Genomic DNA, 13,188 nt, shown 5'->3' with positions numbered 1-13,188 from the left:
TGCGTTGCATGGCGGGGTTGGCAGAAACGGGTGGTGTCTGTTGATGTCATGACTGAGGCCACTTCCAGCGTTTTTGGCTCTGTGGCTGGAAAGATAAACTTAATTCCAAAGTGCTTCGTTGTGCCAATTAGCGGGGAAACCCATTGCATGCAGAGTTGCTACGGCCGGTAGAGTGGGGAAAGTGGCGAGCAATCTCTTGAGTTTTTCGCCCCAAACATTATTACTGTCGATTTGTTTCAACAGATGCTGCAAGATGCACAGAATCCCATACAGATGGAGCATCGCATGCGGCTGTCCGACAATATGGTCAAGTTTTGGAATCATGCCGCGCTTTGGAGATTTTGGCTGATCTACCAGTGAACGATTCCATAAGCGGCTGTGATGCGCACACACGTTTCGTAGATAATTCAGTGCACGAAGCCAACTAGCGAACAAGCTTTCCTCTGACCCCAAGCCAAAATGTGGAGTAACCGCAATGCGGTCAGCATGCAAGAGGCCTGCATAAAAGCGAGAAAGTAAGCCAAAATCCCAGACTTCGATGGCGATCCAGATTGGCAAGGGAGGTGCGTAGTTGCTGCGGAAATGGTTAATGAATTCCTCGTTCGAGCGTGTGAAATTTTCGCCAAACTTTTTCTGCCATTCGTCGAAATACGATGGCATCGGATCTCCACTGACTCTATGGAAGCGCAGCTTGCTGAACTTAGGATCAAGATGCACCGGGTTGGCATAGCAGAACGGGTCGACACCACCCATGTGATATGCAATTTTAGCCCGGACTGCCACCTCGATCTTTTCAATAGCACTCATGATCAAAAGCTTGAGCTCCGAGTCAAAGTGATAAAGATCAACCGCATGTTGGAAAGTGGTTCCAGCAATAAATTCATCGAGTCTGCGAAATGGCGTCGTTCCAAGTGCAGGGAATTTTCGAAATGGGTATAGATAGCCGCTTAACCGATAATACCCAAGAACCTCGAGCATGCGCAACGCGTCTTGTTCGTTGGAAATAGTCAGGCCGCGCTGTTTCAGCAAGTCTAGTTGTTGCTGATAAGAGAGGTGCGGTTTTTTATAAGCTGGCTTCAAAGAAATTATTTTTCCGCACCACAAATAGAAAACCCAGCCGTGCTTTCGCAGAGGACTGGGCCGTATTGCGTATAATTATAACGAATGAGCTAGCAGAATGCAAATGCATATCGGGACGAGCTGATGGCCATATCAGAAGGTAAAAATTGACCGAACTGGTAAGCAGCCTAAAATATTTTGCAGAAAGCCTCCTACTTGACTTCAACGCGTCGACGAAGGCCGCTACTCAGAGTGCGGAGCCCTACGTCGCATTCAGAATGTGGTGCCAGAAACAAGTCGCTTGTAAATATACGACGAGCGTCGACAGCTCTTGCAGTGTACCAGCAAGCACCTGTAGGGCTTCTTTCGCCACGTTGATATGCCTGATGGTACGGATCGATGCCAATCAAGGCGTCATCGCAACTGCCAGCTAAAACTAAGCCGCTCGGATTCGTAGCATGATACGGCATTCCATTGCGGACCTATAAGCGCTTTGCTTTGAGCATAGGTAATGCGATTTACTGGAGGTGCTTCTGTCGGTTTCCAACGGGTTGTGGCCTTGGAGTTGTTATCTCCCCCAAAACCTGTAGTTGTGTTGCCTTCTTGCTGGTTCGATGCGTTGCTCGAACGGGTGCGGCGGAGCCGGCAGGTCGAACAGGATAAGTCATGCTTCTCCAGATGTTTGCTGAGGTTGAGCGTACGATTTTTTTCCAGTTTCTTGAGCTGACCCCAATTGTCATTTTCAATCAGCGTAGGCATCGAAAAAATGGCTGAATCACTTTTGTGATCCAGCCAAAGATGACAGTAAAGTCACCACACCGGAGAAAATTAACGCTTGAGAATCAATTGAGCATGTCACAGACCGACACCGAGCGAAGCTGCTGTAAACATCCAATCTCGAGCAAGTAACGTGTTCTTGGAAAAAATCGGTCTAGTCGTCCATTGGAGATCGTGGGCAAGTAAAGCAAGTTTTAAACCGCGCGAAGCCTGCATGGGCCATTACCCACTCTCCGTTATGGCATATCGTTAAATGGCGATTGCGGCGTTGGCCCATTGCGAAGGACTGACATTGATGTTCGGTGGTACGAAGCCGGCACCGATGACACCGATATTGTTCAATGCATTGACCTGCACGTTCTGCAACTGCTGAATGTTCTGGTTGATGCCGATGTTGACGTTGGCAACCGAGCCCAGGCCGGCGAGCCAGGAATTGGTGCCGCCCCGAATCGTGGAAAGGGCTTTACTGTCCAGCTCCTGGTCCTGCGGCAAATCACGAATGGTAAGTAGTGTCATGCTATTCTCCTTGAGTGGAGCGCGGCACATCGATGATAATGCGCTGCGCACTGCGTTTAAGCGAGGCTGATGTTGTTGGAGCCGGCCTGGCTCGGGTTAACATTAGAAGTAATGCCAGAGGCAAAGGCGACGTTGTTGCCGTTGTTGACCAGCGTATTTTGCGACTGGCTCATGCCTTGGGTGGCGGTAAAGTTGAAATCGTTCTTGGTCAGTGACAGCGAAGGACCGAATGATGGCATGACGAACGACGGCATGGCGGGATAGGCGGCGGCACCACCACTTACGGCCGACATGGCCTTGGCATCGAGGTGAGCAGCGGCGGACAGGTCTTTGATGAGAAGTGTAGTCATGATAGTGCTCCTTGAGCAGTAGAGTAGTAGGGTCGTGGCACAGAGTCGTGGCAATAGAGAGTCAGTAGGCAGCGGGTGCTGCGATCACAGGAAGCTGATGTTGTTGGAGCCGTTCTGGGTCGGCTTGACGTTGGAGGTGATGCCGGAAACGAAGGCGGCATTGTTGCCATTGTTGACCTGGGTGTTCTGTTCCTGGCCCAGAGCCTGGGTGGCGCTGAAATTAAGTAACCGTTCACCCCGCAGGAAAATTGCGGGAGTCAAGGCCGACGTGGCGAAGTGCTGACCGGCGGCAATGAATAGCGAGTGTGAGCGAGCGGCACGCAACGCGGATGCGGTGCGACGACTCTCACACGCATGGACATCGACCTCTCGCAGCCGGCCCCGCGCGTGCGCACTCTGGAAGAGGCGCAGTCACTCATCGACGCTCTGTGGGCGCTGGCGCAGACACAGGCACGGCAGATCGAAGCGTTGAACCAGCGCATCGCCAAGCTGGAAGAACGGCTCGCCACCAACTCGCGCAACTCCTCCACGCCGCCGTCGGCCGATCCGCATCGCCCGAAGGCGAAGAGGTCGCCCACTGGCAAGAAGCGTGGCGCCCAGCCCGGCCATGCCGGCAAAGCCAGAACCTTGCTGCCGCCTGACCAAGTCACGCAAGCGCACGACTGCCAGCCCGCTCCCTGCCCGGGCTGCGGCGCCGCCGTGAAGATCACCGGTCTCATCGCACGGCATCAGGTGATCGACCTGCCGCCGATGGCGCCCGTGGTGACCGAATACCGGTTGTTCGCTGGCGCCTGCCGCGGGTGTGGCCGCATGGTCGACGCCGCCTTGCCGCCCGGCGTGTCCCATCGTATGACCGGCCCGCGCTTGCTGGCGGTCATCGGCACGCTTGGCGGCGTCTATCACCTGTCCAAGCGGCAGACGCAGGGCGTGCTGGCCGACCTGTTCGGCATCGACCTGTCGGTCGGGGCCATCAGCGAAGGTGAAAGCGAGATCGGCCATGCGCTTGACGGCATCGTCGCCGAGGCGCACGCGCACGTGCAGGCTGCCGCCGTCGTGCATGCCGACGAAACCGGGCACAAGCAGTGCGGCGCACGGCACTGGATGTGGCTGGTGGCGACCCAATGCGTGGCCGTGTTCCTGATCGCCGCCACGCGCAGCGCGCAAGCGGCCAGGACGGCGTTGGGTACGACGTTCGCCGGCATCCTGGTATCGGATCGCTACAATGCCTATGCCTGGGTCGATGCACAGCATCGCCAGCTTTGTTGGGCGCACCTGATGCGCGACTTCACCAAGATCGCCGAGCGCAGCGGCGCGTCCGGCCGCATCGGCGACGAATTGATCGCGGCAACGCAGCGCATGTTCGCCTGCTGGCATCGAGTGCGGGACGGCACCTTGCGCCGCGAGGCGTTCGGCATACAGATGCCGTTCCTGCAGCATCGCATTCAAACCTTGCTGCGGGAGGGCGCGGCATGCCGCCATGCCGAAACGGCGCGCACCTGCAGAAACATCCTGAACCTGCGCTGCGCCTTGTGGACGTTCCTCACCACGCCCGGCGTGGAGCCGACCAACAACCATGCCGAACGCACGCTGCGCCGCTTCGTCATCTGGCGCAAGATCAGCTTCGGTACGCAATCGCCACGCGGCTCGCGTTATGTCGAGCGCATCATGACCGTCGCCGGCAGTTGCAGGCTGCAAGGCCGCAACGTGCTCTGCATCCTCACCCGGGCGATTCAGGCGCACTGGGGCCACGGCACGGCGCCTTCACTGGTTCCAGCTTAATTCTCTGCACGATTCATCACGAATTCCTCGCCGTCGTGGCAGGGTGAACGGTTACCAAAAAACAGATCAAGTTTTCCCCGGAAGTCAGGGAGCGCGCAGTGCGCCTGGTGCGCGAGCAGCGTAGTGAACATCCGTCGATGTGGGCGGCAATCGAGACGATTGCCCCGATGATCGGCTGCACGGCCCAGACACTTCTGGATTGGGTCAAGCGCGACGAAGTGGACCGTGGCGTGCGCGACGGGGTCAGCACCGACGAGCGGGAACGTATCAAGGCGCTGGAGCGGGAAGTCAAGGAGCTGCGTCGCGCCAACGAAATCCTGAAGGTGGCCAGTGCTTTTTTCGCCCAGGCGGAGCTCGACCGCCGATTCAAATCTTGAAGTCTTTCGTCGATCACCATCGCGATATGTATGGAGTTGAGCCGCTCTGCAAGGTTCTGCAGATCGCCCCATCAGGCTACCGACGTCACGCAGCACAGCTTCGCGATCCATCCAAACGCAGTGCCCGCGCCCAGCGCGATGAAGCACTGCAGCCGCAGATCAAGCGTGTCTGGGAGTCCAACATGCAAGTCTACGGCGTGCCGAAGGTCTGGAAGCAGATGAATCGAGAGGGATTTGCAGTGGCGCGTTGCACGGTCGGTCGGCTCATGAAGTTGCAGGGCTTGCGCGGCGCGGTGCGTGGCAAGCGCGTTCGAACGACGATTCCCGACATGGCCGCTGAGCGGCCGCAGGACCGGGTCAACCGCCAGTTCACGGCCAATCGACCGAACCAGCTCTGGGTGTCGGACTTTACGTATGTCTCGACCTGGCAGGGCTGGCTTTACGTGGCGTTCGTTGTCGACGTGTTTGCCCGTCGTATCGTCGGCTGGCGTGTGAGTTCTTCGATGACCACTGACTTCGTCCTGGACGCACTGGAACAGGCGCTCTACGCTCGGCAACCCGGCGACGATGGAACCTTGATACATCACTCCGACAGGGGCGTGCAATATCTCAGCATTCGCTATAGCGAGCGGCTGGCTGAGGCCAAGATCGAGCCATCGGTTGGCAGCCGGGGGGACAGCTATGACAATGCGTTGGCTGAAACGATCAACGGCTTGTACAAGGCAGAACTGATTCATCGTCGCGCCCCATGGAAGACCAAGCAATCCGTCGAGGTAGCGACCCTGGAATGGGTGGCTTGGTATAACCACCACCGGCTCATGGAGCCGCTAGGCTATATCCCGCCCGCCGAAGCTGAGGCAAACTACTACAAGCAACTCAGAACTGCCATTGCCGAACCAGTATTAACTTAAACCAACCAGCCTCCACCGTTGCCGGTGTGGTTCACCGACACCGTAAGTAGAGCTGCAGAGATGGGCGGAATTGGCAATGTCATTTGGTCTGCTTTGTTGCCTTCAGCAGTCGCTCACAACAGAAAGTTGACAGGCAGAAATCGGCCGATTCTGTTGAAATAGTCGTGAAGCAATGTGGATTGCTAGCGCATCCTCAATTCGCTACTTAGATCAATTAACTGCACATGAGGACGCCGGGCGGCTATCTGAACATCTTCATGCCACTGGCTGCGTCGGCACCATCCCTTCCACATATAGCCGTTTTGCCATGCGCCTTAGATTCTGCGCCGTGGCAGCCAAGAGAAACTCATCATGGGCACCCGTCGGACCCCGCAGTCTCAACCGATCCAGCTTTAGAATCCGCTTAAGATGCGCGAACAGCATTTCGACTTTCTTGCGCTCCCGACGTGACTGCGCGTATTCCGGTGTCTGCATGATGCGACGGGCCACGTCCCGGGCATCTTCATGGATACTGCGCACAATCTTACGCGTTGCCGTGTGTGGGCAGCACCATGGTTTCAACTTGCAAGGCGCACAGTCCATCCCGCTAGAGCGATAGTTCACCGTACCGGCCTTCGTGACGTGTACCCGAGCATGAGTAAAGGCGCGCCATTCCTTGCGCAAGGCTTTGCCGCCGGGACAGCGGTACTGATCAGCCTCTGGTTCCCACACAAAATCGCCAACGATAAACGTGCCGTCTTTGCGCTGACTTCGATCCCATACGGGTACATGTGGCGTGATGCCTTTATCCTTGACCAGCCAGCCCAGCATGGCAGCAGATCCATAGGCGGTATCGGCGATAAGGCGGTATGGCTTGATATGCAGGCGCTGCTCGGTCCGGTCGATCATGGTGCGCGTGGCCCGGGACTCGGCCGCATGGCTGGAGGACGACGGTTCGACGTCAACGATAATGCCGTGCTTCACATCGACCAGATAGTTAGTGGAGTAGGCAAAGAATGCCGGGCCGGCGGTGGCAGTCCAGGACGCTGCAGGATCAGTGAGGGAGATCGATTTGGGCGGATCAGTTGGCACGCTGGCCTCCAATGCTGCCAAGTACTCCCTGACTGGGCGGGCGAGACGGCTAGGGTCACCCCAGTCAATGCGTTCCATACCAGGCACCGCACGCTGACGTTGCGCATCGGCCTTGATGACACTGGCATCGGTGGCGAACCCTTCGCCTCCCACCATCCCCTCGACCATACAGCGACGCAAGACAGACTCGAACAGTTCACGAAACGCATCGCTGTCGCGGAAGCGTCCATGGCGGTTCTTGGAGAAGGTGGAATGATCGGGCACGCGGTCATGCACGCCAAGATGGCAGAACCAGCGGTAAGCCAGGTTCAGGTGCACTTCCTCGCACAGCCGCCGTTCGGAGCGGATGCCATAGCAGTAGCCGATGATGAGCATGCGGATGAGCAGTTCCGGATCTACCGACGGCCTTCCCATGTGGCTATAGAACGGTTTAAGGTGGTCGCGAAATGCGGTCAGATCGAGGTAGCGGTCGATCGCTCTGAGAAGATGATCCTGTGGGACGAACGCTTCCAGGTTGATGGTCTCGGTACGTTCCCTTGCAACAAGATTACGTCCCATCATGATGGCCTCCGCTGGTGCATGCCATTCAGTCACCATACATCGGCTGCCCTGAACGTCAATGGGACTTCTTCAACAGAATCGGCCACAAGCGGTCATAACTAATAACCGGCTATCCGATGTTGGCAGCACTCTCATTACGATGGTCCCTTACCCGTGCTCTGGTTCCCTTCCTTGTTGGCTTGAATCGCTCGTAGCAGTTCTGCGCTTGCGGACTGGGAGTAGTCCCTGTGACGTTATCTGACTATGATAAATTTCTCTTGCTGCGCCTGAGGGCGCGACAAACGTTCTCAGGGCGGGGTGGAAGTCCCCACCGGCGGTAATGGCAGTCTTCTTGCCTAGTCCGCGAGCGCTTGCAGGAAACGGCTTGAGTGGTCGACTTACCGTTACCGCAAGATCAGCAGACCCGGTGTGATCCCGGGACCGACGGTTATAGTCCGGATCCATAGTGGGCGCTATGGTGCCGTGGTCGCCACTGGTCTGATCGTGAATGGTGGTATCTACCGTCACGAGTTCGTGGCCCAGGCGGTGATTAATGGTCTCATGCAGGTGCAACTGGATTCCCCCGCATAGCTTGGTATTGACATCTACCCTCCTGCAATAACCTATGGACACAAGCAGGATTGATTAGCGTAGTAAGCGCCGAAGTTGGTATTTCCTGATAAGTTGGCAAACTGCTTTTGTATGGTTTGTATCATTCTGGTTTTAGCAAGCGAAGCGCGCAGCCCTGCAGCCGGATCCACCCCCGGCATAGTCGGGGGTCGGTTCGCGAAGCGAACTGGACTGGAGACAAGCCCAGTAAGGGCGCGTCAGTCGCGGGGGCTCTACACTTTGGATCTTTTTCCCTGAGCGTCGGCTTTTAGCGGCCCTTTGTCAGCACCCCCGTGGGTCAGTTTCAGGTGAAATTCAACAATCTGAGCCCTTCGGCCGCATGAGTACGCTAAAAAAGCACTATCGCGTTCTCATATGCGTTAGCCAATATAAATATCGAATTTTGATTCAAGACATTACTACGTTGCTCAGCGACTATTTCAACAACATCCGTAATCAGCTTTCGTCCGCTTGGTGGCTCCTGGAGTCTGATAGGCATTGCTTACATATGATGCGCTTGCCCTAATTAGTTGGACGGTTTAGTTGTCTACACTGGTAGAAAAAATCGAAAGCAACAAGTAAAAGATCTTCCTGCCGGTTGTGTCCCGTTGCTAAAGGAAAGGATAGGCGACGCCGGTCTAGATCCCTGCCGCATCCGCCCGGCAGTTACGGAACTCACGACGTTACTTCCCTGCCGCAGTCACGGTAGCGACGTACTGTCCGAGCACCTTGATTTGGTCGTCGGTCAAGTTCTTGAACGCCGGCATCTGCCCGATGCCGTTGCGCACAGCCTTCTCCACCCTTGCCGCGTCCGGCTTCAATTCATCCAGACTGGGGCCGATCGCGCCCTCCGCGCCGGCATCCTTCAGCGTATGGCATAACGCGCATGCCGGCACTGCAGTCTTGTTGAACAACGTGCGGCCGGCCGCCAGCTTGTCCTGGGCGAAGACGGTCGGGCTGGCAAGCGCGACCGCCAGTGCGGCGAACGCGGCGCTGCGTGTGATTGTCGATGACATGCGGTTTCCTTTAAACGACAGTGATGGTCAGCGCATGATCGCGCCAGCTGTTGTTGTTGTAGCCACCGGCATTTTCCATGCGGTTCTCTGGCTGGCGGCTGCCTTCGGCATTCGTCACCGCGCAGGCAATGGTGTACGTACCGGGTTCGAGTTTCACCGGCAGGACGAACTGGCGCCATGCGTAACGGCCGAGATCAGGGCCGACGAGGCGCGCCGTCTTCCAGCTCTTGCCGCCGTCGACCGACACCTCGACGGACTTCACCGCATGCACGCCGCCAAAGGCCACGCCCTTGATCTGCGCTATCCCGGCCTGCACTGAGCCATTCTCGGGCGCAGGTGAATTGATCCAGGATTTCGGTCCCATTTCCCACACCGACGGCTGGCTGGGATCGCCCTTTTGACCCGGCGGCGAGACGCGGTAGCCATGCGCCTGGATGGCGGCATCGGTCTGCGCCTCGGTGAAGGCCAGCCGCTTGATGTACTTGATGTTGTTGACGCCGCTATAGCCGGGCACGATCAGGCGCAGCGGTCCGCCGTGCGCCAGTGGGATCGGCTCGCCATTCATTTCCCACGCCAGCAACGCGTCGGCCATCGCCTTCGCCGGCACCGAGCGCTCGACGATCACGCTCTTCGGATCGAGACCTTCCGGCAGCTTTTCGCCGCCGGTGCCGGTCATGTACTGCATGCCGTCGGCCATGCCGCCGAGCGCTTCCGTGAGGGCGCGCACCGGCACGCCGCTCCATATCACGCAGCCGGCGGCGCCGACCTGCCACGGCGTGCCGCTCGGCTTGCTGGGAAAGTAGCCCCGACCGTTGCCCGAGCATTGCAGCACCATCGCCGTCGTTTCCAGTCCCATCGACTTCAGCTCCTTCACCTTGAAGGTGCGCGGATTCTTCACGCCTTCTATCGCCACTTCCCAGCTGTCGCGGTCGGCGACGATCGACGCATCCGGCGCCGGCAGGTTGTTGCGAATGTATAACTGGTTGGTGGGGGTGACGATGCTGGAGCCGAACGCGCCGCGCTTCGTCTCCAGTGTGCTGGATGAATGCACGATCATCGCATCCGGATTTTTCCAGTTCACATAGGCCGGTAGCGGTTTAACAGGGGCCACGGTGCTCGTCACGGCCTGCGCCATGGCGGACTTGGTGAATCCGGCCAGCCCGACAGCTGTCACCGCGGCGGCGCTTCCCGCCAGCATGCGGCGACGGCCCGGATCGGCGATCTGGTCAGTGCGCTCGCCATGCTGATCTGGTTTTGTGTGCATCATGTCTCCTTGATGGAATGTTGACTAACTTGTTCCGGCGGCGGCTCGCCCCGGTTGCTAAAAATCAAGCATTTCAATGACGCGCGAGAAAACCCAGCAATTCCCGGTTGAAGTCGGGGGCATTGCGCACGATCGCATCGTGATTGCTGTTCGGTATGCTCGCCAGTTCGCCGTTCGGCACGCATTGTTTCAACGCAGGACCGGCCAGGGCCCACAGCGGACGGGTGTCGGCGCCAATCGTCACCAGTACCGGCGCGCGGATCGCCTTGACCATGTCGCAGATGATGGGCTGGGGCGGCGCATTGAGCGTGAGCGGCACCGAGCGCACATTCTCCAGCGTTATCTGCTGCAAAGCTTGCGGCTCTTTCTCGAAACCGCCTTCCGGCTGCCGGGTCACGAATTCCCAGAACCGCTTGGTGGCGCGCAGCGCATCGCCCGAATTGGCGATCGCGCGCAGTTGCGCCACATCCTTGCCGAAATCAGCGACTGCCGCCTTGCCTTCGGGCGAACCGGCGATCAGGCTGCCGATTGTTGGCTCGTGCAGCGACAGGCTGCGGAACAATTCAGAATGCTGCGCTGCGGCCAACGTGGCGACCGATCCGCCATACGACCACGCTACCACATGCACTGGTCCAGCATCGAGATGGCGGATGAACGCCGCAAGGTCGGCGGCGTGGGTCTTCTGCGAAAAATTCTGGCCCTCGTCGGTCCACGGCTCGCTGCCGAAATAGCGCTGGGTGTAGGCGATGTAGCGGTAGCGTCCGGCGACCGCCGGGCGTTGCGCTTCCCAGATGCGGTAGTCGGTCATCGATCCGTGCACGAACACCACCGGCACGCCTACGCCCTGTTCGACATACGGGAAATTGACCCCGTTGACCTTCGCTTGGCCCATGCGCGGCACGGTGGACGGCGACGTGACGGCGCAGCCGGCCAGCGCGAGGCCGGCAACGACTGACAACAGCACTTTTTTCATTTCCATTGTTTTCACTGGTTCCCCTGTAGATAGACAGTATGCCATCATGGACCATTTGCCGCGCCGGCGCCCAACTGATTAGCTGGCGCCCACCAGCACCGCCTTGCCGCTGTCGGCGGCAGCATCGCCTTCCATCACAGTGATCTTGCTGGGCGACGCATCCTTGCCCGACAGGCTGTTGGACACTTCGCGCAGCGGCCCGATCGCGGTGCCGTTGGCCATGCCCATCGCATTGGTCTTGAAGCTTGCCACCGGTGTCTTCTGGCCGCTCACATACACGCTGTACACCGTCTGCGGCTTCAGCTTGAACAGCGACACTTCCAGGGAATCGATGACGCCGAGGTTACGCGCTACCACGAAGCCCTTGGCGTCGCCTGACGCAGGTTTCAAGGCAATATTGATCGGGTCGCTGTTCCCACGCGGCGCAAGGTTTGCGGTGCCGTCGCCCTGCGGCGCCGCGTTCGACACATACACCAGCGCCTGCGGCGCCTGTCCAACCGGCACGCGCGCAGTCACCTTGTTGGACGCGGTATCGATCACGTCTACCGCATCACCGTTTTCCAGTCCGATGTACATGCGGCTGCCGTCGTCGGAACCCCAGACGCCGTGCGGCAGCGCGCCGACCGGGATCGTCGTCACCAGCTTTGGCGTGTCGTCGAGCGTATAGACCTTGACTGCATTCTCGCCGCCGATGGTGACATAGGCCAGCGTCCCCGTCGCCGTCTTCGCAAAGCCGATGTGGTTGGTGATCATGCCGGTGTCGAACACGCCCTTGACTTCCAGCGTCGCGGTATCGATACGGGTGACCTTGCCTACATCCTTGTGCGTCATCCAGATTTCCTTGAAGTCGGGCGTGAACTGCAGGAAGGGCGAAAACGGACTGACCACCTTGATCTGCCTAACGATCCGGCGTGACTGCACGTCGATCACATCCACCACCGGATTGAAGCTCGACACCACGAACGCCAGCTTGCCGTTCGGATGAAACAACACCATGCCGGGACCGGGTGTGGTTTCGATGCGGCCGGTTTCCTTGTATGTGGTGGGGTCGATCACCGAGATGTAGTTTTCGCCGCGCACCACCACCCAGACTTCTCGGCCGTCGGCGGTAAAGAAGCCTTCGTGCGGCGAACGGCCGATGTAAGTCTTGCCCTTCACCTGGTTGGTCGCGGTATCGATGAAGGTCACCGAATTGGAACCGTTCGAAATCGCGACCAGGGTCTTGTGATCCGGCGAAAAGCCGAGGCCGTGCACATTGATTTCGCCCTTGTACAGCGGCGACAACACGTCGGGGCGCTGGTTGCCGAGCTTGATCTGGCCGAGCAGCGTGTTGGTGGACGGATTGATGACGGAGACGGTGTTGCTGTTCTGGTCGGCGGTGTACACGCGGTCGGCCGTGCCGGACGTGGCCCAGGCGAAATTGACGGCAAGCGCGCCGGTGACGGCGACAAATAAGAAGCGAGGTTTCATGGTTGTCTTTCAGTATGGTGAGAGGTGTTCACTTCGGCGCGACGGCGCGGGCGTCATGCTGCGCCTGGTGGCGCTGCAGCCACGCCTGCATCACGCGGATTTCGTTCTGCTGTTCGGTGATGATGCCCTGCGCCAGGTTGCGCAGCTCGGGGTCCTTGGTGTTGAGGAGCACGCCTTTCGCCATGTCGATCGCCCCCTGGTGGTGCGGAATCATCATCGTAATGAAGTCATGTTCCGGCATGCCGTTCATCGGCGCGCGCTTCATGCCGTGGTCCATCACCGCCATTGCATCGTCCATCAGGGCAGCGAACGGCTTGGCGGTGCTGGCGACAAAGGCCGGCGGCGGTGCGTCGGTAGCGGCGCCATGCCCGTGCCCGTGCGCATGCTGGGCGGCGGCGGACGCGGCGGCGACCAGGCAAGTGGCGGCGATGCCGGCGCGCAACATCGAACGAATGTCGAAAATATTGGAGAGGATC

Annotated in this window: 13 protein-coding genes, 1 pseudogene, 1 riboswitch and 1 other annotated feature; of the genes and pseudogenes, 3 read left to right on the top strand and 11 right to left on the bottom strand. The window is 58.6% G+C overall.

The features are described from left to right. Window positions 1–99 precede the first annotated feature (99 nt). The 5 genes from G3574_RS03820 to G3574_RS03800 all read right to left on the bottom strand — a co-directional run bounded on the left by G3574_RS03820 (window position 100) and on the right by G3574_RS03800 (window position 2,963). On the bottom strand, window positions 100–1,080 hold the full coding sequence (locus G3574_RS03820) for an Abi family protein (protein WP_163960690.1): 981 nt from the start codon (window positions 1,078–1,080) through the stop codon (window positions 100–102). A 393-nt stretch (window positions 1,081–1,473) separates the two neighbouring features. Next, window positions 1,474–1,818, bottom strand: a complete 345-nt coding sequence (locus G3574_RS03815) for a hypothetical protein (RefSeq protein ID WP_163960689.1) — start codon at window positions 1,816–1,818, stop codon at window positions 1,474–1,476. A gap of 267 nt (window positions 1,819–2,085) precedes the next feature. Further along, window positions 2,086–2,352 (bottom strand): hypothetical protein, encoded by a 267-nt coding sequence (locus G3574_RS03810; RefSeq protein ID WP_163960688.1) that lies wholly within the window; start codon window positions 2,350–2,352, stop codon window positions 2,086–2,088. Between the two features lie 56 nt (window positions 2,353–2,408). Beyond that, window positions 2,409–2,702, bottom strand: a complete 294-nt coding sequence (locus G3574_RS03805) for a hypothetical protein (protein WP_163960687.1) — start codon at window positions 2,700–2,702, stop codon at window positions 2,409–2,411. 84 nt (window positions 2,703–2,786) lie between these two features. Continuing rightward, entirely contained in the window at window positions 2,787–2,963 is a 177-nt protein-coding gene (locus G3574_RS03800; RefSeq protein ID WP_163960686.1) for a hypothetical protein, read from the bottom strand. Between the two features lie 93 nt (window positions 2,964–3,056). Between G3574_RS03800 and tnpC the strand changes: the two genes are divergently transcribed. After that, window positions 3,057–4,481, top strand: a complete 1,425-nt coding sequence (tnpC, locus tag G3574_RS03795; RefSeq protein WP_163960685.1) for an IS66 family transposase — start codon at window positions 3,057–3,059, stop codon at window positions 4,479–4,481. A 65-nt stretch (window positions 4,482–4,546) separates the two neighbouring features. Continuing rightward, a protein-coding gene (locus G3574_RS03790) for an IS3 family transposase (RefSeq protein WP_407941600.1) occupies window positions 4,547–5,769 on the top strand; the annotation gives its coding sequence in 2 pieces (ribosomal slippage) (window positions 4,547–4,814 and window positions 4,814–5,769; 1,224 coding nt in all). Further along, window positions 4,813–4,929, top strand: a sequence feature (AL1L pseudoknot). It overlaps the preceding gene by 117 nt. 255 nt (window positions 5,770–6,024) lie before the next feature. On the opposite strand, the gene G3574_RS03785 is transcribed toward G3574_RS03790, so the two are convergent. Next, window positions 6,025–7,401 carry a transposase gene (locus tag G3574_RS03785; RefSeq protein ID WP_163960684.1) on the bottom strand — a complete coding sequence of 459 codons (1,377 nt, stop codon included), beginning with the start codon at window positions 7,399–7,401 and terminating at the stop codon, window positions 6,025–6,027. 279 nt (window positions 7,402–7,680) lie between these two features. Next, a riboswitch (FMN riboswitch) is annotated at window positions 7,681–7,856 on the top strand. Between G3574_RS03785 and G3574_RS03780 the strand changes: the two are divergent. After that, window positions 7,813–7,962 (top strand): annotated as a pseudogene (locus tag G3574_RS03780) (6,7-dimethyl-8-ribityllumazine synthase); the annotation flags it as partial. Its footprint overlaps the riboswitch before it by 44 nt. Window positions 7,963–8,672: 710 nt before the next feature. Here the strand turns inward: G3574_RS03780 and sorU are convergent. The 5 genes from sorU to G3574_RS03755 form a co-directional block, all read right to left on the bottom strand. Continuing rightward, window positions 8,673–9,005 (bottom strand): SorU family sulfite dehydrogenase c-type cytochrome subunit, encoded by a 333-nt coding sequence (gene sorU, locus G3574_RS03775; RefSeq protein ID WP_163960683.1) that lies wholly within the window; start codon window positions 9,003–9,005, stop codon window positions 8,673–8,675. A 10-nt stretch (window positions 9,006–9,015) separates the two neighbouring features. Continuing rightward, window positions 9,016–10,272 (bottom strand): SorT family sulfite dehydrogenase catalytic subunit, encoded by a 1,257-nt coding sequence (gene sorT, locus G3574_RS03770; protein WP_235952969.1) that lies wholly within the window; start codon window positions 10,270–10,272, stop codon window positions 9,016–9,018. A 70-nt stretch (window positions 10,273–10,342) separates the two neighbouring features. Continuing rightward, window positions 10,343–11,248 carry an alpha/beta fold hydrolase gene (locus G3574_RS03765; protein WP_163960682.1) on the bottom strand — a complete coding sequence of 302 codons (906 nt, stop codon included), beginning with the start codon at window positions 11,246–11,248 and terminating at the stop codon, window positions 10,343–10,345. Window positions 11,249–11,320: 72 nt separating this feature from the next. Beyond that, entirely contained in the window at window positions 11,321–12,712 is a 1,392-nt protein-coding gene (locus G3574_RS03760) for a YVTN family beta-propeller repeat protein (RefSeq protein ID WP_163960681.1), read from the bottom strand. Window positions 12,713–12,740: 28 nt separating this feature from the next. Further along, window positions 12,741–13,157: a DUF305 domain-containing protein gene (locus G3574_RS03755; RefSeq protein WP_407941599.1), complete on the bottom strand. Its 417-nt coding sequence runs from the start codon at window positions 13,155–13,157 to the stop codon at window positions 12,741–12,743. Window positions 13,158–13,188: the final 31 nt, after the last annotated feature.

The organism is Noviherbaspirillum galbum (assembly GCF_010974945.1).
GTDB lineage: Bacteria > Pseudomonadota > Gammaproteobacteria > Burkholderiales > Burkholderiaceae_D > Noviherbaspirillum > Noviherbaspirillum galbum.
This window is presented reverse-complemented; position numbering and strand designations above follow the sequence as displayed.

Coding starts and splice junctions, on each gene's coding strand:
- G3574_RS03765 (WP_163960682.1), bottom strand. CDS start 11,248: ATGGAAATGAAAAAAGTGCTGTTGTCAGTCGTTGCCGGCCTCGCGCTG.
- G3574_RS03805 (WP_163960687.1), bottom strand. CDS start 2,702: ATGACTACACTTCTCATCAAAGACCTGTCCGCCGCTGCTCACCTCGAT.
- G3574_RS03815 (WP_163960689.1), bottom strand. CDS start 1,818: ATGCCTACGCTGATTGAAAATGACAATTGGGGTCAGCTCAAGAAACTG.
- tnpC (WP_163960685.1), top strand. CDS start 3,057: ATGGACATCGACCTCTCGCAGCCGGCCCCGCGCGTGCGCACTCTGGAA.
- G3574_RS03810 (WP_163960688.1), bottom strand. CDS start 2,352: ATGACACTACTTACCATTCGTGATTTGCCGCAGGACCAGGAGCTGGAC.
- sorU (WP_163960683.1), bottom strand. CDS start 9,005: ATGTCATCGACAATCACACGCAGCGCCGCGTTCGCCGCACTGGCGGTC.
- sorT (WP_235952969.1), bottom strand. CDS start 10,272: ATGATGCACACAAAACCAGATCAGCATGGCGAGCGCACTGACCAGATC.
- G3574_RS03785 (WP_163960684.1), bottom strand. CDS start 7,401: ATGATGGGACGTAATCTTGTTGCAAGGGAACGTACCGAGACCATCAAC.
- G3574_RS03760 (WP_163960681.1), bottom strand. CDS start 12,712: ATGAAACCTCGCTTCTTATTTGTCGCCGTCACCGGCGCGCTTGCCGTC.
- G3574_RS03755 (WP_407941599.1), bottom strand. CDS start 13,157: ATGTTGCGCGCCGGCATCGCCGCCACTTGCCTGGTCGCCGCCGCGTCC.